Source organism: Pseudarthrobacter sp. C4D7, from assembly GCF_013359725.1.
In the GTDB taxonomy this organism is placed as follows: domain Bacteria; phylum Actinomycetota; class Actinomycetes; order Actinomycetales; family Micrococcaceae; genus Arthrobacter.
This window is the reverse complement of record NZ_JABFMW010000002.1, coordinates 1-21,004: the sequence shown is the minus strand read 5'-3', so window position 1 is coordinate 21,004 and position 21,004 is coordinate 1. Positions and strand designations below refer to the sequence as shown.

The 21,004-nt window shown below is 65.9% G+C and carries 23 protein-coding genes; 12 read left to right on the top strand and 11 right to left on the bottom strand.

Translation table 11 applies throughout. From position 1 onward, the window contains the following. Positions 1 to 75 precede the first annotated feature (75 nt). Positions 76 to 1,650, top strand: coding sequence for an aminopeptidase P family protein (locus tag HNO81_RS01985; RefSeq protein WP_175316471.1), 1,575 nt, complete (start codon positions 76 to 78; stop codon positions 1,648 to 1,650). A 75-nt stretch (positions 1,651 to 1,725) separates the two neighbouring features. On the opposite strand, the gene HNO81_RS01980 is transcribed toward HNO81_RS01985, so the two are convergent. Then, the gene (locus HNO81_RS01980; protein WP_254703264.1) at positions 1,726 to 2,718 is read right to left on the bottom strand and encodes a general stress protein; all 993 of its coding nucleotides are present in this window, start codon (positions 2,716 to 2,718) and stop codon (positions 1,726 to 1,728) included. A gap of 77 nt (positions 2,719 to 2,795) precedes the next feature. Between HNO81_RS01980 and HNO81_RS01975 the strand changes: the two genes are divergently transcribed. The 3 genes from HNO81_RS01975 (at position 2,796) to HNO81_RS01965 (ending at position 5,977) form a co-directional block, all read left to right on the top strand. Next, on the top strand, positions 2,796 to 4,079 hold the full coding sequence (locus HNO81_RS01975; protein WP_026265667.1) for a magnesium transporter MgtE N-terminal domain-containing protein: 1,284 nt from the start codon (positions 2,796 to 2,798) through the stop codon (positions 4,077 to 4,079). After that, positions 4,063 to 4,755 carry a DUF1003 domain-containing protein gene (locus HNO81_RS01970; protein WP_175316470.1) on the top strand — a complete coding sequence of 231 codons (693 nt, stop codon included), beginning with the start codon at positions 4,063 to 4,065 and terminating at the stop codon, positions 4,753 to 4,755. The genes HNO81_RS01975 and HNO81_RS01970 overlap by 17 nt, the downstream gene beginning before the upstream one ends. Before the next feature lie 64 nt (positions 4,756 to 4,819). After that, entirely contained in the window at positions 4,820 to 5,977 is a 1,158-nt protein-coding gene (locus tag HNO81_RS01965; protein WP_175316469.1) for an Mrp/NBP35 family ATP-binding protein, read from the top strand. 11 nt (positions 5,978 to 5,988) lie between these two features. Here HNO81_RS01965 and HNO81_RS01960 read toward each other — a convergent pair whose 3' ends face one another. From HNO81_RS01960 to sigE, 3 genes are all read right to left on the bottom strand, one after another. Further along, positions 5,989 to 6,393, bottom strand: a complete 405-nt coding sequence (locus HNO81_RS01960) for a Sec-independent protein translocase TatB (protein WP_175316468.1) — start codon at positions 6,391 to 6,393, stop codon at positions 5,989 to 5,991. A 69-nt stretch (positions 6,394 to 6,462) separates the two neighbouring features. After that, complete coding sequence (locus HNO81_RS01955) at positions 6,463 to 7,383, bottom strand: anti-sigma factor (protein WP_175316467.1); 921 nt, start codon at positions 7,381 to 7,383, stop codon at positions 6,463 to 6,465. 7 nt (positions 7,384 to 7,390) lie between these two features. Next, entirely contained in the window at positions 7,391 to 8,005 is a 615-nt protein-coding gene (gene sigE, locus HNO81_RS01950) for an RNA polymerase sigma factor SigE (RefSeq protein WP_159631489.1), read from the bottom strand. Positions 8,006 to 8,234: 229 nt separating this feature from the next. On the opposite strand from sigE, the gene HNO81_RS01945 reads away from it, so the two are divergent. After that, a complete protein-coding gene (locus HNO81_RS01945) occupies positions 8,235 to 8,867 on the top strand; it encodes an O-methyltransferase (RefSeq protein WP_175316466.1) in 633 nt (210 codons plus the stop codon). A gap of 57 nt (positions 8,868 to 8,924) precedes the next feature. On the opposite strand, the gene HNO81_RS01940 is transcribed toward HNO81_RS01945, so the two are convergent. The 4 genes from HNO81_RS01940 to HNO81_RS01925 all read right to left on the bottom strand — a co-directional run bounded on the left by HNO81_RS01940 (position 8,925) and on the right by HNO81_RS01925 (position 11,863). After that, entirely contained in the window at positions 8,925 to 9,092 is a 168-nt protein-coding gene (locus tag HNO81_RS01940; RefSeq protein WP_009357720.1) for a DUF3117 domain-containing protein, read from the bottom strand. Positions 9,093 to 9,325: 233 nt separating this feature from the next. Continuing rightward, a complete protein-coding gene (locus HNO81_RS01935; protein WP_175316465.1) occupies positions 9,326 to 10,582 on the bottom strand; it encodes a hypothetical protein in 1,257 nt (418 codons plus the stop codon). Further along, positions 10,579 to 11,037 carry a DivIVA domain-containing protein gene (locus HNO81_RS01930; RefSeq protein WP_175316464.1) on the bottom strand — a complete coding sequence of 153 codons (459 nt, stop codon included), beginning with the start codon at positions 11,035 to 11,037 and terminating at the stop codon, positions 10,579 to 10,581. The genes HNO81_RS01935 and HNO81_RS01930 overlap by 4 nt, the downstream gene beginning before the upstream one ends. A 43-nt stretch (positions 11,038 to 11,080) precedes the next feature. Next, positions 11,081 to 11,863 carry a TIGR00730 family Rossman fold protein gene (locus HNO81_RS01925; protein WP_175316463.1) on the bottom strand — a complete coding sequence of 261 codons (783 nt, stop codon included), beginning with the start codon at positions 11,861 to 11,863 and terminating at the stop codon, positions 11,081 to 11,083. 104 nt (positions 11,864 to 11,967) lie between these two features. Between HNO81_RS01925 and HNO81_RS01920 the strand changes: the two genes are divergently transcribed. From HNO81_RS01920 to HNO81_RS01905, 4 genes are all read left to right on the top strand, one after another. Beyond that, positions 11,968 to 12,723 carry an amino acid ABC transporter ATP-binding protein gene (locus HNO81_RS01920; protein WP_175316462.1) on the top strand — a complete coding sequence of 252 codons (756 nt, stop codon included), beginning with the start codon at positions 11,968 to 11,970 and terminating at the stop codon, positions 12,721 to 12,723. A gap of 68 nt (positions 12,724 to 12,791) precedes the next feature. Beyond that, the gene (locus HNO81_RS01915) at positions 12,792 to 13,679 is read left to right on the top strand and encodes a glutamate ABC transporter substrate-binding protein (RefSeq protein ID WP_175316461.1); all 888 of its coding nucleotides are present in this window, start codon (positions 12,792 to 12,794) and stop codon (positions 13,677 to 13,679) included. A gap of 85 nt (positions 13,680 to 13,764) precedes the next feature. Further along, positions 13,765 to 14,415, top strand: a complete 651-nt coding sequence (locus tag HNO81_RS01910) for an amino acid ABC transporter permease (RefSeq protein WP_175316460.1) — start codon at positions 13,765 to 13,767, stop codon at positions 14,413 to 14,415. Further along, positions 14,412 to 15,251: an amino acid ABC transporter permease gene (locus tag HNO81_RS01905; RefSeq protein ID WP_175316459.1), complete on the top strand. Its 840-nt coding sequence runs from the start codon at positions 14,412 to 14,414 to the stop codon at positions 15,249 to 15,251. The genes HNO81_RS01910 and HNO81_RS01905 overlap by 4 nt, the downstream gene beginning before the upstream one ends. A gap of 71 nt (positions 15,252 to 15,322) precedes the next feature. Here HNO81_RS01905 and dapE read toward each other — a convergent pair whose 3' ends face one another. Beyond that, complete coding sequence (dapE, locus tag HNO81_RS01900; RefSeq protein WP_175316458.1) at positions 15,323 to 16,459, bottom strand: succinyl-diaminopimelate desuccinylase; 1,137 nt, start codon at positions 16,457 to 16,459, stop codon at positions 15,323 to 15,325. 50 nt (positions 16,460 to 16,509) lie between these two features. On the opposite strand from dapE, the gene dapD reads away from it, so the two are divergent. Beyond that, positions 16,510 to 17,538, top strand: a complete 1,029-nt coding sequence (dapD, locus tag HNO81_RS01895) for a 2,3,4,5-tetrahydropyridine-2,6-dicarboxylate N-succinyltransferase (protein WP_175316457.1) — start codon at positions 16,510 to 16,512, stop codon at positions 17,536 to 17,538. A 23-nt stretch (positions 17,539 to 17,561) separates the two neighbouring features. Then, positions 17,562 to 18,419, top strand: a complete 858-nt coding sequence (locus HNO81_RS01890) for a hypothetical protein (RefSeq protein WP_175316736.1) — start codon at positions 17,562 to 17,564, stop codon at positions 18,417 to 18,419. Positions 18,420 to 18,447: 28 nt separating this feature from the next. Here HNO81_RS01890 and HNO81_RS01885 read toward each other — a convergent pair whose 3' ends face one another. Further along, positions 18,448 to 19,059 carry a hypothetical protein gene (locus tag HNO81_RS01885; RefSeq protein ID WP_175316456.1) on the bottom strand — a complete coding sequence of 204 codons (612 nt, stop codon included), beginning with the start codon at positions 19,057 to 19,059 and terminating at the stop codon, positions 18,448 to 18,450. A gap of 107 nt (positions 19,060 to 19,166) precedes the next feature. Beyond that, positions 19,167 to 19,775: a TetR/AcrR family transcriptional regulator gene (locus HNO81_RS01880; protein WP_175316455.1), complete on the bottom strand. Its 609-nt coding sequence runs from the start codon at positions 19,773 to 19,775 to the stop codon at positions 19,167 to 19,169. Between the two features lie 101 nt (positions 19,776 to 19,876). Between HNO81_RS01880 and galE the strand changes: the two genes are divergently transcribed. Beyond that, on the top strand, positions 19,877 to 20,890 hold the full coding sequence (gene galE, locus HNO81_RS01875) for a UDP-glucose 4-epimerase GalE (RefSeq protein ID WP_175316454.1): 1,014 nt from the start codon (positions 19,877 to 19,879) through the stop codon (positions 20,888 to 20,890). Positions 20,891 to 21,004 lie beyond the last annotated feature (114 nt).

Sequence of the window (21,004 nt, the reverse complement as noted above, 5' to 3'; positions counted from 1 at the left end):
CCAGCGTAGTGGACCGGGACCGGAGACCGGGGAGGCCTGTTCGCTTAGCACGGGCGCTGGTGAGACGATGGTGCCGTGAACGATGCCGAAAACACCCAAAACTCTGCTTCCCAGCCGCTGGAGGACCGCGTCAACAACCGGTCCCAGCGGCCCAGTTCCAACGCTTTCAAGGCGTTCATGGCCAGCAATTGGGCGCCATCCAGCCAGGAACTTCCCCAGCGCGATGACGTCGCCGGTTTCGCCGCAACCCGGCGCAAGGCCATCTCCGCCCAGTTCAAGGGCGAACGCCTGGTCATCCCCGCGGGACCGCTCAAAGTCCGTTCCAACGACTGCGACTACCGCTTCCGCCCGCACTCGGGCTTCGCGCACCTTACCGGGCTTGGCCTGGACCACGAGCCGGACGCAGTCCTGATCCTGGAACCCGTGGATGAAGGCACCGGCGACGACGGCGCGCACCACCGCGCCACGCTGTACTTCCGGCCCCTGGCCGGCAGGGACACGGAACAGTTCTACGCGGACTCCCGTTCCGGCGAGTTCTGGATCGGAGCCCGCCCCACCCGGGAAGAGTTCGAAGCCCGGTTGGGACTGGCCACCGCGCATATCGACCAGCTGGAAACGGCCATCACCAAGGATGTGGGCGCCCCGGAAATCGGCGGTATTTCCATCCGCCTGGTCCGCAAGGTTGACGAAAACATCGACGCGCTGGTGGACACGGCCCGCTACAACACGGCCAAGGATCCCGAGAACCTGGACCTTGAAGTGCTCGATGCCCTGGACGAGAAGCTCAGCGAGGCCCTCTCCGAACTGCGCCTGCTCAAGGATGAGTGGGAAATCGGGCAGATGAAGATCGCCGTCGCCGCCACGGTGGAAGGCTTCGAAGAGGTCGTCAAGGCCCTGCCGCGCGCCCTCACGCACACCCGCGGCGAACGCGTGGTGGAGGGCGCCTTCTTCGCCCGCGCCCGTGAGGCGGGCAACGAGCTGGGCTATGACACCATCGCCGCCTCCGGCAATAACGCCACCGTGCTGCACTGGACCCGCAATACGGGCCGGGTCCACGCCGGCGAACTCCTGCTCCTGGATGCCGGGGTGGAGGCCGACTCGCTCTACACGGCCGACGTCACCCGGACGCTGCCGGCCAGCGGCACGTTCAGCGACATCCAGCGCAAGGTTTACCAGGCCGTGCTCGACGCTGCCGACGCCGGCTTCGCGGCCGCACAGCCCGGGACCAAGTTCCGCGATATCCACACCGCGGCCACCACGGTCCTGGCCGAGCGCCTCTCCGAATGGGGGATCCTCCCCGTCAGCGTGGAAGAAGCCATCAGCCCCGAGGGCCAGCAGCACCGCCGCTGGATGCCGCACGGCACCAGCCACCACCTGGGCCTGGATGTGCACGACTGTGCGCAGGCCAAGCGTGAGCTGTACCTGGATGGCGTCCTCACCGAAGGCATGGTGTTCACCATCGAGCCCGGCCTGTACTTCAAGGAGGAGGACCTGGCCATCCCCGAGGAATATCGCGGGATCGGAGTCCGGATCGAGGACGACATCCTCATGACCGCCGACGGCCCGGTCAACCTCAGCGCCGCCCTGCCGCGCAGCCCTGAGGACCTGGAGGACTGGATGGCCGGCATTTACCGGACTGAAGAAGCCTGATAGCACCTGCTGACAGACAAAGAGCGGGACCGCTGGAAATGTTCCAGCGGCCCCGCTCCTTATCGTTGCTCCCGGCTACTGCCGGTGGTCGCCGCGCGTGTGCTCCCCGTCCTGGCTGCCGGTTGGGTGCTCCGTAGCGTCCTGGGCGTTGCCCGCAGCGTGGTGTTCCGTTCCATGGCCTGCCGGGTGACCTTCATTGGTCCGGTGTTCTGCATTCTGTTCCGTACCTGCAGTCGCGGCCTGCCCCTGGGGCACGCGGACGCCGTACTGCGGTCGGCCGTCGGGCAGGTCCGGATAACGGACGGACCGGACAGGCTGCGCCGGCTGCTGGGGGGCCTGCTGCGGGCCGCCGTCGTAGTGGCTGCCGTCGCCCTGGTGGACCTGGCCTTCCTGCGCCTGCCCCTGGTGGTCCGACGGTCCGGTGGGCCGCTGCCCGTAGGGGTCATTCCAGCCGGTGGGCCGGGCCGGGCCCTGCCCCTGCTGCTGCCCCGGCTGCTGCTGGTACGGCTGGTTGTGATAGTCGTGCTGGGTGTACGGACCATGGCCTGATGCCGCGTCCGAACGCGTCATGGGCAGCTGCTGCAGCAGGCGCCGGGCCTCGTGGGCAGCCTCCGGCGCCACAATGACGTCGTAGGTCGTGGCCACTACCTGGCTGGTGGAGGTGAAGTCCCGCTTGCCCCGCTGCATGGCGTAGGTGACGATGCCGAAGAGCATGAAGAACGCCGCACCCATGAGCACCGAGGTCATGATGGAGAAGTACCCTGGCGAGGGCGCGAAGAATGAGAGCATGACACCTACGAACAGGCCGAACCACATGCCGCTCAGCGCCCCGGACAACGCCACCCGGGGGTAGCTCAGGCGCCCCGTGACCCGTTCCACCATCTTGAGTTCGTTGCCCACGATGGACACCATCTGGACCGGGAATTGCTGGTCCGCCAGGTAGTCGACCGCCTTCTGGGCGTCGAGGTAGGAATTGTAGGAGCCAACGGTGTCGCCGGTGGGAACAGCCCGGGCATCGTCCGGTCCGTTCGCAGCGCCGGCCTTGGGAGCACCAAAAATGTTCGACATAAACCCATTCTTGCCCATCAAGGTGGGTGCCGCCTGTAAATTCAGCTAAAAGAGAGCAGACTCGGTAGCCTGTAGTGGTGAGCACAACACCTACACGCGTCTTCGTGGCACGCCTCCTGGGCCTCGACGTCTTCGACCCGCTGGGCGACCGGCTGGGCCGGCTGCGTGATGTTGTTGTGCTGTCCCGGGGAACCCAGGGAGCCCCGCACGTGGTGGGCATCGTGGTGGAGGTTCCCGGCAAGAAGCGCGTCTTCGTGCCGATGACCCGTATCACCTCGATCGACCAGACGCAGATCATCTGCACCGGCCTGGTGAACCTGCGCCGGTTTGAGCAGCGCGGGGCGGAGACCCTGGTGGTGGCGGAGATGTTCGACCGCCGCGTGACCCTCCGGGACGGCAGCGGCGACGCCACCATCGAGGACATCGCCATAGACCAGCACCGGTCCCGCGACTGGTTCGTCAGCAAGCTCTTCGTCCGGCGCGGGCACTCCCTGTCCCCGTTGAGCCGCCTGCGCCGCAACGAAACGCTGATCATCGACTGGGCGGACGCCCAGCAGGGGCCGCGCACCGAACCGCAGGCCGCCACCCAGTTCGTGGCAAACCATGAGGACCTCAAACCCGCCGACTTCGCCGAGGCGCTGCAGGAAATGAGCGACAAACGCCGTTTCGAAGTTGCCAGCGAACTGCAGGACGAACGCCTGGCGGACGTCCTGCAGGAGCTGCCGGAGGATGACCAGGTGGAGATCCTTTCCGCCCTGGACGTCCAGCGTGCCGCTGACGTCCTGGAGGAGATGGACCCGGACGACGCCGCCGACCTCCTTGGCGAGCTCCCCTCCGCCCAGGCGGAGGAACTGCTCCAGCTCATGGAACCCGAAGGCGCCGAGGACGTCCGCCGTCTGTTGGAGTATGACGAGGACACCGCCGGCGGCCTGATGACCCCGGTGCCCGTCATCCTTCCCCCGGAGGCCACCGTGGCCGAAGCCCTGGCCCACGTCCGGCGCGAAGAGCTCTCCCCCGCCCTGGCGTCGTCGATCTTCATTGCCCGGCCACCCCTGGAGACGCCTACGGGCCGCTTCCTGGGCGTGGTGCACATCCAGCAGCTGCTGCGTTTCCCGCCGTTCGAGGCCCTGGGAAACCTGGTGGACAAAAACCTGGAGCCGTTGTCCGACCAGGCCCACATCAGCGAAGTGGCACGGACACTGGCCACCTACAACCTCAACTCCCTCCCCGTGGTCAATGACGCCGGCCGGCTTGTGGGGGCGGTGACTGTTGATGACGTATTGGATCACTTGTTGCCGGACGACTGGCGCGCCCACGATGGCGAAGCCCCGATAAGAAAGCTCGGTGGCCGCATTGGCTGATAACAGCGCTCCGAAAAACCCCAACCAGCGGAACCTGGCCAATGCGGACGCGAAGGGCAGTCTCGACACACCGTTGAGCGCCCGCCAGCGGATCCTGCCCAAGTTCTCCCCGGACCCGGACGCCTTCGGCCATGCCACGGAAGGCTTCGCCCGGTTCATGGGCACGCCACAGTTCCTGGTCTACATGACCGTGTTCTGCATCTTCTGGCTGGGCTGGAACACATGGGCGCCTGTCGACTGGCAGTTCGACTCGAGGGACCTTGGCTTCACGCTGCTGACCCTGATGCTGTCGCTGCAGGCCTCCTACGCGGCACCCCTGCTGCTGCTGGCCCAGAACCGGCAGGATGACCGCGACCGCGTTTCGCTGCAGCAGGACCGGCAGCGGGCCGAGCGCAACCTGTCCGATACCGAGTACCTGACCAGGGAACTGGCGTCCCTGCGCATCGCGCTGCGTGAGGTGGCCACCCGTGACTATGTCCGGGCCGAGCTCCGCTCCCTCCTTGAGGACCTCCTGGAGGCCCAGGAAGAACTGCGCACCCACGAGGACTCCGGGCCCGGCTCCCACGAAACGCCGCGGGACAAGGTCAAGGACAAGCTGCGCGAACAGCGGGACCGGCAGCGCAACCCTCGCACACAGCAGATCCCCCGGGTCAAACCGGGCCACTCTGCACAATGACAACCGGGCCGGCCTCCACCTGACGGCCCGTCGCCGCTACCGCACGAAAGCCGAGACCCCTTCCATGAGTGCCCCCACCAATTCCGCAGCCGGCGTTCCGTCACCTGTGGTCCGGGCCGTCAACGACGCCCTGGCCACGGTCATCGACCCGGAGTTGCGCCGCCCCATCACGGAGTTGGGCATGGTGGACTCCGTCCAGGTGTCCGACGACGGCAAGGTCACCGTGGCGGTACTGCTCACCATCGCAGGCTGCCCGCTGCGGGACACCATCACCGCCGACGCACAGAAGGCCCTTGCTGCGGTACCCGGCGTCACCGCCGTCGACGTCGAGCTCAAGGTCATGGACCAGGCGCAGCGTGACGCCCTCAAGGAGAAGCTGCGCGGGCCGGGGGGCCAGCGCAGGATTCCGTTCAACGAACCGGACTCGCTGACCAAGGTTTACGCGGTGGCCAGCGGCAAGGGCGGGGTAGGCAAGTCCTCGGTGACGGTCAACCTGGCCACTGCCCTGGCCGCCCAGGGCCTCCGCGTGGGAATCGTCGACGCCGACGTCTACGGCTTCTCCGTTCCCGCCCTGATGGACATCACGCAAAAGCCCACCCAAGTGGACGACATGATCCTTCCGCCGGTGGCCTACGGGGTCAAGGTGATCTCCATTGGCATGTTCGTCACGGGCAACCAGCCGGTGGCCTGGCGCGGCCCCATGCTGCACCGGGCGCTGGAACAATTCCTCACGGATGTTTACTTCGGTGACCTGGATGCCCTGTTCCTGGACCTTCCGCCCGGTACCGGCGATATTGCCATCTCCGTTGCCCAGTTGCTTCCCAAAGCGGAAATCCTGGTGGTCACCACGCCCCAGGCCGCCGCAGCCGACGTCGCTGAACGCGCCGGCGCCATCGCCACCCAGACGGGACAAAAAATCGCCGGCGTCATCGAGAACATGTCGTACCTTGAAATGCCCGACGGCGGCCGGATGGAACTGTTCGGAAGCGGCGGCGGGACGGTGCTCACGGAACGCCTCAGCAGCACCGTGGGGGCAGACGTTCCCCTGCTGGGCCAGATTCCGCTGGACATACAGCTGCGCGAAGGCGGGGATTCAGGGGTTCCGATCGTCATCGGGAGTCCCGGGTCGGCGTCGGCGGCAGCCCTCGCCGGCATCGCCGGGCAACTTGCAGCGAAGCCCCGCGGCCTTGCCGGGCTGAAACTGGGGCTGCAGCCCCGCTGACCGGGAAGGCCCTAGGTGGCCTCGGTGTCGAACGGCGCGGTCTCGCCGGGGGCAAGGCGCTGGATTATCCTGCCGGGCTGCTTGGGTGCGGCCTCTGCTGCGGCAGCGGCTCCGGAAACTGCCGCCACGGCGGCGGGGGCGCCTGCGCTGACGGGCTTGGTGTCGTCGTCGAGCAGTGCTTCCTTGATGATCCGCCGGGGATCATACTGGCGGGGATCGTACTTCTTCCAGTCGACATCGTCGATGTCGATGCCCACTTCTTCCTTGATTTGTTCACGGGCACCGTTGGCCATCCGGCGTACTTCCTTGACCAGGTTCGCCAGCTTCTGGGTATATTCCGGCAGCCGCTGGGGACCGATCACCAGGACGCCAATGATCAGCAGAAGAATAAACTCCGGGCCGTTGATTCCAAACACTTTAGGAAGATTACCCTCTCCGGGCTGAGAGTGACGATTCCCACCCGGAGGGCGGGTAAACAGTCCGTGTCATTGGGTGAACATGGCCGCGATCTTGGTGATTCCACGCTCCAGCCGTGCATCCAGGGGTTCGGCAGCCTGCGCGTCCGGGCGCTCCGGAACAGCGGCTGCGATCCCCTCAGCGGCGGAATCGGCAAGCCGCCTAAGGATGGGCATGGCGTCGTCGGCCTGTCCGGCGGGCAGGTCGGAGCGGTAGGTGATGGTGAGGCCCGCGGCTCGGTAGGTTGCCGACCACATGGAGCCTCCCGGTGCCTGCGCATCGTCCTGGCCTGCGGGATTGCCGCCGGCTGCCGTCCCCGGGACCGCAGGAGCCCGGTTGGCTGGTTGGTCCGTGACAGGGTGGTGTTCCGCGACGGGGTGCTGTTCCGTGACGATGGCCTGGTGGACGCCGTCGGAAAGCCGCAGCTCCACGGCAGGCTCTCCGTCAACCACCAGCGCCCGGGCCCTTTCCACGTGGAATCCCAAGTCTTGAAGTTCCGGGCAGGCCCAGCCTTCGGACCGCAGGGTGGCCAGCTGAGCGGCGCTCAGGGTCCGGCCGTCAGCGGGGGTCTGCGACGAGACGTGCGAGAAGGCCGCTTCCATTCCCGCTGATTCGCCGTTACTGGGGTCCCCTGCTGCTGTGAAGGCCCCGACTGCCAGTACTCCTGCCGCTGCCATGGTTCCACCGGCGGTAAGCGCCAGCGCCCGGGCCGCCACGCGTGACGTGATGCCGTGGTTCGCCTGCGCCGATGCCGGGGGTTGGGCTGCAAGTTCATGGGTGCGCTCCAGCAGCCTCGCCGTCAGGTCCTGGCTGGCGGGTGGAATGGGGGCGTCCCGGAGGCGTTCAAGGTACTGCCGTTCGCGCCGCACGGCGGCAGCACACTCCTGGCAGGCCTCAAGGTGGCTGCCGGTGCGCTGATGCCTGCCGCCGAAAGGAAACTGGGTCCTCATATGCCGATCAGAGGATGCCGGCAATGCGCGGCATGGACAGTTTGCGGCGGGACTGCTGCGGGCGCGGATCCCGGTGGGCCAACTTTTCGCGGAGCATGGTCCGGCCACGGTGGATGCGCGAACGGACGGTTCCCAGCTTTACGCCCAGGGCCTCGGCGACTTCATCGTAGGAAAGTCCTTCAAGGTCGCAGAGGACCACGGCCGCCCGGAAGTCCGGCGGCAGTTCCTCCAGCGCGGCCTGGACGTCCAGGTCCAGGTTGTTCAGTTCGAAGCTCTGTTCGGGACCCGGCTCGCGGCCCGGCAGACGGGACTCTGCGTCCTCCGCGAGGGCGTCGAACCGGATGCGTGTCTTCCGCCGGGCCTGGTCCAGGAACAGGTTGGTGGTGATGCGGTGCAGCCAGCCATCGAGGGTGCCCGGCTTGAAGTTCTCCAGCGAACGGAACACGCGGACAAAGACCTCCTGGGTGAGGTCTTCGGCGTCGAACTTGTTGCCGGTGAGGCGGTAGGCCAGCCGATACACCTTGGCGGAGTGGTTGGTCACCACTTCTTCCCAGGTGGGACGGACCCACTCATCGTCGGGATTGTTTACTGCAGGGACAGGTGCCACAACTGAAGATGACATCGTCCACTCCCCTCGTGGAATGCTAACGCCCGGATACTGTTGACATCTCTGATTCGGCGCCGGTCACCTTTTGGATGAGCGGATATCAATCATTTCAAACTTGGCTGGGAATTTCCTGATTGGCAGGTCACTTCAGCCGTCGGCGCAACGTCTTTTTTCCTGCCCGGGATGGCCAAACACAGTAGGCTTGGAGAGACATTCCCCCTTTATGCCCAGAAAGCGATTATCCATGAGCGCCGACAAGTCCAGCAGCTGGTCCTATGCAGAAGATCTGCCCGCTGAGGATGAGGTTATGCTGCGGGCCCGGGAACGTTCCTTTGAATTGGGCGTCAGCGCCATCAGTCCCGGCGTGGGCGCCGTCCTGACGGTGCTGGCGGCAGCTTCCAAAGCCCAGACCGCAGTGGAGATCGGCACCGGCGCCGGCGTCTCCGGGGTTTGCCTGCTGCGCGGCCTCGGCCCCAACGCTGTGCTGACCACCATCGACGTGGACGTGGAGCACCTGCGCGCTGCCCGCGAAGCCTTCGGCGAGGCGGGCAGCCCCGCCAACCGGACACGCACCATTTCCGGCCGCGCGGGCGATGTCCTCCCGCGGCTCACTGACGGCGCCTATGACCTCGTCTTTATCGATGCGGACAAGCCCGGACTCCCCGGTTATGTGGAACAAGCCATCCGGCTGCTGAAGCGCTCGGGCCTGCTGGTCATTAATGACGCCCTGGACAAGGACAAAGTGGCCAACCCTGCGGGCCGGGAGCCCAACACGGTGACGCTGCGCCAGGTCGGCAAGGCAATCCGTGACGACGACAGGCTGGCGTCGGCAATGCTCCCCACCGGTGATGGCCTGCTGGTGGCCGTCAAAAAATAGCCACCGTTTATAGGTCAGGGCGCGCAGCCCGCGGGCCGCGCGCCCTGACCGGCACGACTATTCGGTAACGCCCACCAGGCATTCCTTGAGGTTCGCTGCCTCGGCCGCGTTCAATTCGACCACCAGGCGCCCGCCGCCTTCGAGCGGGACCCGCATGATCAGGCTGCGGCCCTCCTTGGTGACTTCCATTGGGCCGTCGCCGGTGCGTGGTTTCATAGCCGCCATGAGGAATTCCCCTCCATTTTGTCCCAGGACTAATCAGCCCGGGCGGGCTGTGTCCGCATGTCGATCAGGCCGCTGCGGCGGGGTGGTTGGACCACCGCCCATGCTGCACGTTTTCTGAATGCTTTTGTCCTTGCTTACCTATCATTATCCCGGAATTACCCGTACGTAGCTAATCGATGGACATTTCCCTGAACGTGTCATTTGCGGCCTGACCTGCACGAAAGCCTCTTTTCCTAGGGCGGATAATCGCCTCCGCTGGGCAGCTGCGCCCAGGCCCACAGCCACACGACCCAGACGATCTGCAGCAGCAGGAACATGGCCACCACCGTTCCCCGGTAGGCCCGGGACCGGGAAAGGAATACTGCGCCCAAAGCCAGCGGGAACAGTGGGAGCAGCATCCTGAAGGTGCTGGTCTGGGGGTGGAGGAACGCCAGCAGGTACACCATGTAGCAGGCGCACCAGAGCCGCAGTTCGGCTCCGAGCCGGACCACCGGAGGCAGGAAGAGCAGGGCGCCGAAGAGCACCTCGAATACAGGGGGCGCCAGGACGCCCAGCACGGGGCCGAAGAGGTCGACGCCGGTATCGAACCACGGCTTGAACGGCACCAGGTCGTGGCCCCGCCAGACAGTTTCGGTTTTGGTGTACGCCTGCGGGTCCCCCGTTGCGACCCAGGCAGCAGCAGGCCAGGCGAGGGCAGAGACGCCCGCGACGGCGGTGAGCCCGGTGAGCGCCGCCAGGTCCTTGGCCTGGTGGGCGTCCCCGGGTGCGCTGACCTGCCGTCCGCGGCGGATGTAGGCGGCCGCGTGGACGATCAGCAGCAGGCCCAACATGGCCGCGAAGGGAACCCCGACAGGCCGGGAAAAGCACAGCAGGACCACCACGGGGGCGGCCAGCAAGTACCGGCGCCGGACGACAAGGAGCAGCGCGCCGGCGAGCAGGAGGAGGGACAGCGGCTCGGCGTAGGGCACCTGCAGCACCGCGGAGACGGGGAACGCCGCGAAGAACGCCACACCCCACATGGCGGCTGCGTGCGGAGCCTTCTGCCGGAAGAGTGCATACACCGCCAGTGCGGCACCCCATCCTGCCAGCATGGCGATCAGGGTGAGCGAGGCGGCCGGGGCAAGGCCGGTGAGGCGGCTGAGGCCGCCGGCCAGCGCGGGGAACAGCGGGTAGAAAGCCCAGGTATTTTCCTGGACATTGCCGGCGGCATCCGTGGGAAGCACGGAGGGGTAGCCGTGGGCGATGACCTGGCCGTACCAGCGGGCATCCCAGATATTGATGAAGTTCCAGTAGTCCGGCTTTGGCGGGAACCAGGGGTTGGGCCCCTGGTGGAGCGCGGCGGCCATGAAGATACAGGCCGTGACAAGCCGGGAGCTGCCATAGAGTGCGGTGACCTGGAGCCACCACGGCCAGCCCTGCACGGCCGACGCTGCCCGGCGCGCCAGGGTGCCGGCAGTGGCCAGCGGGCTGCGGCGGGCCACCGTGCTCACAGGCCGCCCGTCCCCGGGACAGCGTCACCGTGGACGGCAAGGTCTCCGGCCTCCCCGCTGCCAGGCCCTTCCAGGGCGGCGGGCGGCGCTGGGACCGGGGCGTCGTCGTCGTACGCCTTCCCCTGCTGCTGTTCGCCGGCGGCCAGCCGCCCGCGCAGATCCGCCAGTTCCGCGTCCCGGGCGGCGAGTTGGTCCCGCAATTCGTCAAGGACCTGGTCCACCTGGTCCATCCGGTAGCCGCGCAGCCCCAGCGAAAAGCGGATCCGCGTAATGTCCTCCGGAACGGCACGCTCCGGAAGGAGCACCGGCGGAAGGTTGGCCGGCGGTTCTTCGAACCCGTCCGTCAGGCCAGGGATCACCGCCGCCCGGCCCTGGTTGCGGGTGCGCCGGCCCAGGCCGGCCCAAAGAACCGCGGCCACCAGGACGACGGCGAGGAAAACCAGAAAGAAACTCACGGACCCATCGTGCCAGACGCGTGGACACAACAGCGGCCCACGGCTACTCCGGCCGCTGCTCCCCGTTGAGCGAGGGGGTCACTGCAACGTGGAGGACCCGGTCCACGGCTTCTGCGGGGTCGTCAACCAGCTGGATGAGGTCCAGGTCCTTCTCGGAGACCATGCCCTCGGCCACCAGGGTGCCCCGGATCCACTCGATCATCGGCCCCCAGAAGTCGACGCCGAGGAGGACGATGGGGAACGACGTCACCTTCCGGGTCTGCACCAGGACCATGGCCTCGAACAGCTCGTCCAGGGTGCCCAAGCCGCCGGGCAGCACGATGAAACCCTGGGCGTATTTGACGAACATGGTCTTGCGGGCGAAGAAGTAGCGGAAGTTGATACCCAGGTCCACCCACTGGTTCAGGCCCTGCTCGAACGGCAGTTCGATGCCAAGGCCCACCGAGACCCCGTTGCCTTCCACCGTGCCACGGTTGGCCGCTTCCATGGATCCCGGACCGCCGCCGGTGATCACGGCGACTCCGGCTTCGGCCAGCTTGCGCCCCACCTCGACGCCCATCTCGTAGTACAGGCTTCCGGGCTTGGTGCGGGCTGAACCGAAGACGCTGACCGCTTTTCCAATATCCGCCAGGGCGCCGAAGCCTTCCACGAATTCGCTCTGGATCCGCAGGACCCGCCAGGGATCGGTGTGCACGAACTGGCCGGGGCCCTTGGTATCAAGAAGGTGCTGGTCCGACATGTCCACGGCCGCCTGCTTGCGGCGCAACTCGAGTGGCCCCTTACGGCGTGGCTGGGAATTCTTGGCCGGATCTGCATTGGTGCTCATTCCCCTAGGCTAACCTCCAACTCCAGGTATCTCTTGAATCACGATCGGCATGAACTTGGGGTGATTGGCGTCATAACGCACCGTTGTTCGCTAGATTCATTCCTATGACTACTCATGTGCCCGGCGATGCTCTCGTCTCCCTGAACGCCGTTAATAAGCATTACGGCCAGCTGCACGTTTTGAAGGACATCAACCTGCAGGTCCGCAAGGGCGAGGTTGTTGTGGTCATCGGGCCCTCGGGCTCCGGTAAGTCCACCCTCTGCCGGGCCATCAACCGCCTGGAAACCATCGAGGGCGGAACCATCAGCATCGACGGGAAAGTCCTGCCCGAGGAAGGCAAGGAGCTTGCACAGCTCCGCGCCGACGTCGGAATGGTCTTCCAGTCGTTCAACCTGTTCGCGCACAAAACCATCCTTGAAAACGTGACCCTCGGACCGATCAAGGTCAAGGGTGTTTCCAAGGGTGCGGCGGAAAAGGACGCCATGGCGCTCCTGGAACGGGTGGGCGTGGGCCACCAGGCCCCCAAGCTGCCGGCCCAGCTCTCGGGCGGCCAGCAGCAGCGCGTTGCGATTGCACGTGCCTTGGCGATGAAGCCGAAGGTCATGCTGTTCGATGAGCCCACCTCCGCCCTGGACCCCGAAATGATCAACGAGGTCCTGGACGTCATGGTCCAGCTCGCCAAGGAAGGCATGACCATGATCGTGGTCACGCACGAGATGGGCTTCGCCCGCAAGGCGGCGGACCGCGTGGTCTTCATGGCGGATGGCCAAATTGTGGAGGACGCCACCCCGGAGGAGTTCTTCACCAACCCGAAGAGTGACCGGGCCAAGGACTTCCTGTCCAAGCTCCTCACCCACTGACTTACCGAACAACCACACTTCAGTTCGCATCCAGGCCGGAACCCGCGGCCACCAATGAAAGGAATGTCATGAAGGCATTTATGTCCCGGCGAAAGTCCTTCGTCGTGGCGGCTACCGCCGCCCTCGCACTGTCGCTCAGCGCCTGCGGCGGCGGCGACACCGGCGGCTCCAGCAACCCGAGCCCGGTGGAGAAGCCGTCGTTCGCCGCCGGAACCACCATGGCCAAGCTGTCCTCCGCCGGCTCCATCAAGATCGGCACCAAGTTCGACCAGCCGCTGTTCGGCCAGGTGGGCCTGGACGGCAAGCCCGTAGGTTTCGACGTTGAAATGGGCAAGCTGATCGCCGCCAAGCTGGGCATCCCCGCTGACAAGATCGAATGGTCCGAGACCGTATCCGCCAACCGCGAGCCCTTCATCGAGCAGGGCAAGGTTGACCTGGTCATCGCCACGTACACCATCAGCGACAAGCGCAAGCAGGTTGTCGACTTCGCCGGCCCGTACTACGAAGCCGGCCAGGCCCTCATGGTGAACAAGGACAACGACTCCATCAAGAAGCCCGAGGACGTCAAGGGCAAGAAGGTCTGCTCCGTCACCGGCTCCACCCCGGCCGCCACCATCGTGGACAAGTACGGCGCCGAACTGGTCCCGGCCGCCACGTACTCCGCCTGCCTTGAGCCCCTGCGCAACAAGCAGGTTGAAGCCGTGACCACTGACAACGTGATCCTCGCCGGTTTCGTTGACAAGGAGCCGGACGCTTTCAAGCTCGCCTCTGACGAGACCTTCACCAAGGAGCCTTACGGCATCGGCCTGAAGAAGGGCGACACCGAGTTCCGCAACTGGATCAACGACCAGCTCGAATCCTTCGAAAAGGACGGCTCCTACAAGAAGGCCTGGGAAGCCACTGCAGGTTCGGTCATCAAGACCGCCCCCAGCCTCCCGGCCATCAACCGTTACTAAGTAGCGTCCGCCGCGCCGCCGGGGCTGTTCAGCAGCCCCGGCGGCACAGCCTTTAATCCGTCCACGCTTACAGCCGAAGGATCTTATGGACGTCATCATTGAAAACCTGCCCCTGTACTGGGAAGGTTTTCTCCGCACTCTTTTTCTCTCCGTCGTCTCCGGCATTTTCGCGTTGATCCTTGGCACACTGCTTGCCGCGGCACGCGTCTCCCCCGTCGCGGCACTGCGCGGTTTCAGCACCGTCTACGTGGAGGTTCTCCGCAATACGCCGCTGACCATCGCGTTCTTCTTCGCGGCGGTGGTACTCCCCCGCATCGGAGTCAAGTTCGAGCAGTTTGAGATCGCCGCCATCATCGCCCTCAGCACCTACACCGCCGCGTTCATCGCCGAAGCTGTGCGTTCCGGTGTCAACAGCGTGCCTGTGGGCCAGGCCGAAGCAGCACGAAGCATCGGCATGAAGTTCGGCCAGGTCCTCTCGCTCATCATCCTCCCCCAGGCGCTGCGGACGGTGATCCCGCCGCTGATCAATATCCTGATCGCCCTGGTCAAGAACTCCTCGGTGGCCGGCGCCTTCTTCGTCCTGGAACTGTTCGGCTACGGCCGGCAGCTGGCCAACGCCAACGGTGACGCCGTCATCACGGTCCTGCTGGGCACGGCGTTCTTCTATCTGCTCCTCACCGTTCCGCTGGGAATCCTCGCCAACACGGTGGAACGAAAGGTGGCGATTGCCCGATGAGTTCCGTTCTCTACGACGTCCCCGGCCCCAAAGCCCGCCGCGTCTCCCTTATCGCCTCGATCATCGGCGGCGTGCTGATTCTGGGACTCCTGGCGTGGGTGGTCATGACCCTCGCCCAGCAGGGCATCTTCGAAGCACGCCGCTGGCAGATCTTCACCCGCGCAGACGTGTGGCGCCTCCTGGGCAATGGCCTCGGGTCCACCCTGTCGGCAGCGGCACTTGCGGCTGTCATCGCGTTCCCGCTGGGCCTGCTGCTGTGCCTCCTCCGCATTTCGGACGCCGCAGCCATCCGGGTACCCACGCGGGTCGTCCTGGAATTCCTTCGCGGCATGCCCGTGGTCCTGATGATGCTGTTCATCCTCCTGGGCTTCGGCACGTCGGCGTTCGTCGCCGTCGTGGCCGGGCTGGTGCTGTACAACGCTGCGGTCTTCGCCGAGATCATCCGGGCCGGCATCCAGTCCCTCCCCAAGGGGCAGCGTGAGGCCGGCCTGGCGATCGGCCTCACCAGCTTCAAGTCGCGCATGCTCATTGAGCTGCCGCAGGCCATCCGCCGCATGATGCCCTCGCTCGTTGCCCAGATGGTGGTGCTGCTCAAGGACACCTCGCTGGGCTACATCGTGGCGTACGGCGAACTGCTGCGCGCCGTCCAGGTCATGGCGGACTTCCTGGGAACCCAGTACCTGTTCCCCATCTTCTTTGTGGCTGCTGCCATCTACATCGCCATCAACATCTCGGTGTCACGGCTTGCGGTGTGGATCGAGCGGCGCGGCTCCAAGAAGGCGGCCGGCGGTACGGCCAAGGCCGAACCGGACGTCCTGGAAGCTGCTGCTCCCTAGGTTCGACGCTGCACAACGAAAAGGTCCGGAACTCCCCGCGGGAAGTTCCGGACCTTTTTGTTGTAAGACGCTCAGCCGGCGAGCCAGCTTTGCAGCGCGGCGAGGCATTGACGGATGGCATCGGCGTGGACGTGTTCGTTGTCCTTGTGTGCCAGCAGCGCATCACCGGGCCCGAAGTTCACCGCCGGGATGCCCAGCTCACTGAAACGGGCGACGTCGGTCCAGCCGTACTTGGGCTTGGGCTCGGCTCCCACGGCGGCCACGAAAGAGGCGGCAGCAGGGTGCTGCAGGCCGGGGCGGGCGCCGGCGGCGGCATCGGTGCGCACGACGTCGAAGCCTGCCAGGAGTTCCCGGACATGGGCTTCGGCCTGGTCCGGCGTTTTGTCCGGGGCGAACCGGTAGTTGATCTCCACCACGCAGCGGTCCGGAATCACGTTGCCCGCGGTGCCGCCATTAATCTTCACCGCATTGAGGCTCTCCCGGTAGTCCAGCCCGTCAACGTTGATGGTCCGTGGTTCGTAGGCGGCCAGGCGCGCCAGGATGGGGGCCGCGGCGTGGATGGCGTTGCTGCCCATCCAGGCGCGTGCGGAATGGGCGGCTTCACCGGAAGTGCTGGCCTCGAACCGGCTGGTTCCGTTGCAGCCGCCTTCCACCGTGCCGTCCGTGGGTTCCAGCAGGATGGCGAAGTCTCCGTGCAGGAGGTGGCCGTGGTTGCGGACCAAACGTCCCAGTCCGCTCTTGACCGCTTCCACTTCCTCATGGTCGTAAAACACGAAGGTGACGTCGCGTCCGGGCTGGGCGCCGTCGTCGAACATTCCTGCTGCCAGCGCCAGTTGGACCGCCACGCCGCCCTTCATGTCCGTGGCTCCGCGGCCGTATAGGATGCCTTCGCCAGGAACGCCGGAGTCCCAGCTGGACGGGACGGTGCCCCTGGAACCTTCCGTCAAGGGCAGCGGGACCGTGTCCAGGTGTCCGGCGAGGATGACGCGTTCGCTGCGGCCCAGTTCCGTGCGGGCAACGATGGCGTCCCCGTCCCGGACCACGGTCAGCTGGGGAATCCCGCGCAAAGCGGCTTCCACGGCGTCCGCGAGCTGCTTCTCATTGCCCGACACGCTGTTGATGTCCATGAGTGCCGCTGTCAGCAGCGCCACGTCCTGGTGCAGGTCAAGGGTGGGCAAGGAAGATTCAGGGGCGGTTTCAGCAGTCACGAAGCCAGTCTAGTTCGAACCGCCCACCCGGCCCTCGATAGACTGGGCACATGACTGAGACCGCTTCCTCCGCCGTGCCCGAAACCCTGACTTCCAGCGCCGACCACCGTTCCGCCTATGGCTTTGGCGTGGCCACCATCGCCACCGCCGGCGGTGAGGCAACTGTCCTGGACGTCTGGTTCCCCGCACCGGCCCTTGGCGTCGCTGCCGAGGACCTCCGCTCGGTAGAAAACGCCGATGACGCCCTGACCGCGATCGCTGAGAACGGCGCAGACCAGGACCGTGGCACGGAGCAGAAGGTGGTCTTCGTGCAGATCCACCTCGACGAAGCCCCCGCCGACACCGCGGACGCCTACCTGCGGCTGCACCTTCTCTCGCACCGCCTGGTCCAGCCCAACACCATCAACCTCGACGGCATCTTCGGCAAGCTCCCCAACGTCGTGTGGACCAACTTCGGGCCGGCCGCCGTGGAGGGCTTCGAGCTGACGCGCGCCAAGCTGCGCCGCCGCGGCGCTGTCACCGTCTACGGGATCGACAAGTTCCCGCGCATGGTGGACTACGTGGTGCCCAGCGGCGTCCGGATTGCCGACGCCGACAGGGTGCGCCTGGGCGCGCACCTCGCCGCCGGCACCACCGTCATGCACGAGGGCTTCGTGAACTTCAACGCCGGGACCCTGGGCACCTCCATGGTGGAGGGCCGGATCTCCGCCGGCGTCGTGACCGGGGACGGCAGCGACGTCGGTGGTGGCGCCTCCATCATGGGCACCCTGTCAGGGGGCGGCAAGGAAAAGATCACCATCGGCGAGCGTGTCCTGCTCGGGGCAAACTCCGGCGTCGGCATCAGCATCGGTGATGATTCCGTGGTGGAGGCCGGCCTCTACGTCACGGCCGGCACGCGCGTCCGGGTTCCGGGCCCCAAGGATGAGGTGGGCGAGGACACCACCAGGATCGTCAAGGCTGCTGAGCTCTCGGGCGTGCCCAACCTGCTGTTCCGCCGCAACTCCACCACGGGCGCGGTGGAGGCCCTCCCCCGCAAGGGCCAGACCGTGGAACTGAACGACGCCCTGCACGCCAACTAGCTCCTTCCGTGGCACGTTTGTCTGTGGCGCGCAGACGCGGCCTGCGCCGCCTGGCGGTACTCCTGCTCACGCTCGCGCTGGCAGTGGGCGGCATCTACACCGCGGTGTACTTTGTGCAGCGTTCCGAAACCTTGGTTTCTGAACGCTGCACAGCCACGGCCGGCGGCCGGTCCGGGGAGCTGGCACCGGACCAGGCGGCCAACGCAGCACTGATCACAGCGGCCGCCGTCCGGCGGGGCCTGCCTCCGCGCGCTGCCACCATTGCCCTGGCCACGGCCATGCAGGAGTCCAAACTGCGCAACATCGGCCACGGCGACCAGGCCGGCCCTGACTCCCGTGGGCTCTTCCAGCAGCGGCCGTCCCAGGGCTGGGGATCCGAGGCCCAGATCATGGACCCCTACTACGCCGCAAACGCCTTCTATGACGCGCTGGTGAAGATCCCGGGATACGAAACCCTGGACATCACGGACGCGGCCCAGCAGGTGCAGCGGTCCGCCTATCCCAAGGCATACGCCCAGCACGAGGAGATGGGCCGGGCCTTTGCTTCCGGGCTCACCGGACAGACTCCGGCGGCCGTCCAGTGCACGCTCCGGTCCGCCACCGTGGGCGGGGCCCCGGCAACGGTGGTGACGGATCTGGACCAGGCTTACGGGGGCGTGGACGCCCAGGTTGAGGGCGCCACCATCGTGGTCAACGCGGACGGAGCATTGGCGTGGTCGGTGGCCCAGTGGGCGGTGGCCAACGCGAAGGACCTCGCCGTGACAAACGTGGAGTTGGCCGGCCGGAGCTGGGACCGGCCCGGCGGGGACGGCTGGCAGGCATCGGGGGCCGCCGGGGGTCAGGTGCGCATCACCGTACGGCAGGGCGACGGCGGCGCCTGACGTCCCGCCGTCGTCCTGCCTTGGGCAGCTACACCAGGATTTCGAGTACCGGCTGGACGTAGCTGCGGAACAACTCAGGCTGGCCCATCAGCTCCTGGCTCATGATGATCTTGTCCGGCTCCAGGTACCACGCCCGCTGCTCGTCCAGCGGCAGTTCGATGATCGTCAGTTTGAAGTCCCGGGAGTCCCTGCCCACCTCCATGAGCCGGTCGTCCACCATGTCACCCACCAGCTGGTCCGTTCCGCTGGCCACACGCTGTCCCTCGAGTTCGGCATATTCACTCCTGCGTTCCCTGGCCCAGGTGAGGGCGGAGCCGAAGTGCGCCTGCAGGACCCGTTGCAGGGCCGGAGAGTTGCCGAACGCTTCAAAATCCGGCGGGGAGAGCTCCGGAGACGTGTGGGGATGCGCTTTGAGCAACTGGTCCCACCAGGCCTCCCACTCCGTCTTCAACGCGCCCAGTCCGCCAACGTCCGCAGTCAGGTGGGTGTGGTCTGCCGAACGGACTTTGGGTGACGCATGGGACAGCATGGGACGCCCCACGCCGTTCAAGCCGGCTGCGTCCCGGACGTAAAGAGCGATCATCATCGGCCCGGACGTGTCGGTGGTGATCTGCCACCCTGAACCGCTTGCGTGCTGCATCGAAGTCCTTTCCCGACCTACCCGTGCCGGGCTTCGTGATCCGGCCCGGCGTACCCGGCTACAGTCTATTCCCGCTGCCAGTCCGCGGTAGTGCGGATTTTGGCTGCTTAGCGGGTGATACCGTCCAAGTGCCGTTCAAGCACGTCGCGGCACATCTGCGCCGTCATCCAGCCGGGTTGGAGCAGGGCGTGCATGCAGAGCCCATCCAGGGTTGCCAGGAGCCGTTCCGCTTCCACCACCAGGGTCTCCTGCGGTTCGTCCTCCGGCAGCAGGGTTGCGGCAAGGGCACCCATGATGGCCGCAACTTCCCGGTGGCTCCGGTCCGACTCTGCGGCAAGGAACGGCTTGATGCGTGCAGCATTCCTGAAAGCCATCAAGGCACAGACCTCCACCGCTGTTTCCTCATCCAGCGGAAGCATGCCGCCCAAAAGGGCCAGGACAGCTTCGCGCTGTTCAGTGCTGGCGGCAGCAGCACCAAGCACAGCGGGCAGGGAGGAACGCAGCCGGCTGGCCACGCGGTCCACCACGGTGCCGAAGGTAAATTCCAGGAGTTCTTCGCTGCCCTGGAAGTAGTGCCGGACAGAACCGACCGCCAGTCCGGCTTCGTCCGCGACTTCACGCAGCGACGCCCGCTCAAGCCCGTCCACGGCAATGATGCGGAGAACCGCCTGGACCACATCCTGCCGCCGGGCATCGGCGTCTACAATTTTGGGCACCATCCTTATTAGCACACTTGTGCTTCCTCAGCCCTGTCACGGTCCGCCCGGCATCCGGAACATGGCGGCGGACCACGCTGCGCGTGGGATAGCGTTGAGGCATGAAAATCTTGGTTACAGGGGGCACCGGGTACATCGGATCCCACACTGTTCTTTCCCTGCAGGAAGCCGGCCACGACGTGGTCGTCATCGACAACCTGATCAACTCCAGCGAGGAGTCGCTGCGGCGTGTGGCCGAACTCAGCGGCAAAACCGCAGAGTTCCACCACGTGGACCTGGTGGACGAGGACGCCGTCGAAAAAGTGTTTGCCGGGCGTGGCATCGAGGCCGTCATCCACTTCGCCGGCCTCAAAGCCGTGGGTGAGTCGGTGCAGGAACCGTTGAAGTACTACTACAACAACCTGGTGGGCACGCTGAACCTGGTCCGCGTCATGGACAGGCACGACGTCCGGTCCATCGTCTTCAGTTCCTCCGCCACCGTCTACGGGGAACACAACCCCATCCCCTATGCGGAAAAGATGGAGATCGGTGCGAACAACCCGTATGGGCGCACCAAGGAGCAGATCGAGGACATCCTTTCCGACCTCGGTGCCGCGGACTCCCGCTGGCACATAGCACTGCTGCGCTACTTCAACCCGGTTGGCGCCCACCCGTCAGGACGCATCGGCGAAGACCCGCAGGGCATTCCCAACAACCTTGTCCCGTTCATTGCCCAGGTGGCCGTGGGCCGGCGCGAGAAGCTCATGGTCTTCGGCGGCGACTACGACACCCCGGACGGCACCTGCCTGCGCGACTACATCCACGTGGTGGACCTTGCCGAAGGCCACGTGGCCGCGCTGAACCACATCGCGGACCGGACCGGCGTCTTCCGCTGGAACCTCGGCTCCGGCAAGGGTTCCTCCGTCCTGGAGGTCCTGCGCTCCTTTGAAAAGGCAGTGGGCCGGCCCATTCCCTACGAGATCACCGGCCGCCGTGCGGGGGACCTTCCAGCCTTCTGGGCCGATGCCACCTCGGCTTTGGCAGACCTGAGCTGGTCCACCACCAAGACCGTGGACCAGATGTGCGAGGACCACTGGCGCTGGCAGAAGAACAACCCCCAGGGCTACGCCTCCTAGCTTCCCCTCTCCCCATCGATTGCTGACTACTTGTCGTTATGGAGCCTGGAAAGTCAAGTGGTCGTTGCAACGGTTAGGCTGCCGCGGCGAGGAGGAGTTCGTTGAATTTCTTCT

What these genes read in the sequence shown, in the direction of transcription:
- galE (WP_175316454.1), top strand. Translation starts at nt 19,877, where the DNA reads ATGAAAATCTTGGTTACAGGGGGCACCGGGTACATCGGATCCCACACT.
- HNO81_RS01965 (WP_175316469.1), top strand. Translation starts at nt 4,820, where the DNA reads ATGAGTGCCCCCACCAATTCCGCAGCCGGCGTTCCGTCACCTGTGGTC.
- dapD (WP_175316457.1), top strand. Translation starts at nt 16,510, where the DNA reads ATGACTGAGACCGCTTCCTCCGCCGTGCCCGAAACCCTGACTTCCAGC.
- HNO81_RS01920 (WP_175316462.1), top strand. Translation starts at nt 11,968, where the DNA reads ATGACTACTCATGTGCCCGGCGATGCTCTCGTCTCCCTGAACGCCGTT.
- HNO81_RS01905 (WP_175316459.1), top strand. Translation starts at nt 14,412, where the DNA reads ATGAGTTCCGTTCTCTACGACGTCCCCGGCCCCAAAGCCCGCCGCGTC.
- HNO81_RS01945 (WP_175316466.1), top strand. Translation starts at nt 8,235, where the DNA reads ATGAGCGCCGACAAGTCCAGCAGCTGGTCCTATGCAGAAGATCTGCCC.
- HNO81_RS01955 (WP_175316467.1), bottom strand. Translation starts at nt 7,383, where the DNA reads ATGAGGACCCAGTTTCCTTTCGGCGGCAGGCATCAGCGCACCGGCAGC.
- sigE (WP_159631489.1), bottom strand. Translation starts at nt 8,005, where the DNA reads ATGTCATCTTCAGTTGTGGCACCTGTCCCTGCAGTAAACAATCCCGAC.
- HNO81_RS01980 (WP_254703264.1), bottom strand. Translation starts at nt 2,718, where the DNA reads ATGTCGAACATTTTTGGTGCTCCCAAGGCCGGCGCTGCGAACGGACCG.
- HNO81_RS01915 (WP_175316461.1), top strand. Translation starts at nt 12,792, where the DNA reads ATGAAGGCATTTATGTCCCGGCGAAAGTCCTTCGTCGTGGCGGCTACC.
- HNO81_RS01940 (WP_009357720.1), bottom strand. Translation starts at nt 9,092, where the DNA reads ATGGCGGCTATGAAACCACGCACCGGCGACGGCCCAATGGAAGTCACC.
- HNO81_RS01925 (WP_175316463.1), bottom strand. Translation starts at nt 11,863, where the DNA reads ATGAGCACCAATGCAGATCCGGCCAAGAATTCCCAGCCACGCCGTAAG.
- HNO81_RS01910 (WP_175316460.1), top strand. Translation starts at nt 13,765, where the DNA reads ATGGACGTCATCATTGAAAACCTGCCCCTGTACTGGGAAGGTTTTCTC.
- HNO81_RS01885 (WP_175316456.1), bottom strand. Translation starts at nt 19,059, where the DNA reads ATGCAGCACGCAAGCGGTTCAGGGTGGCAGATCACCACCGACACGTCC.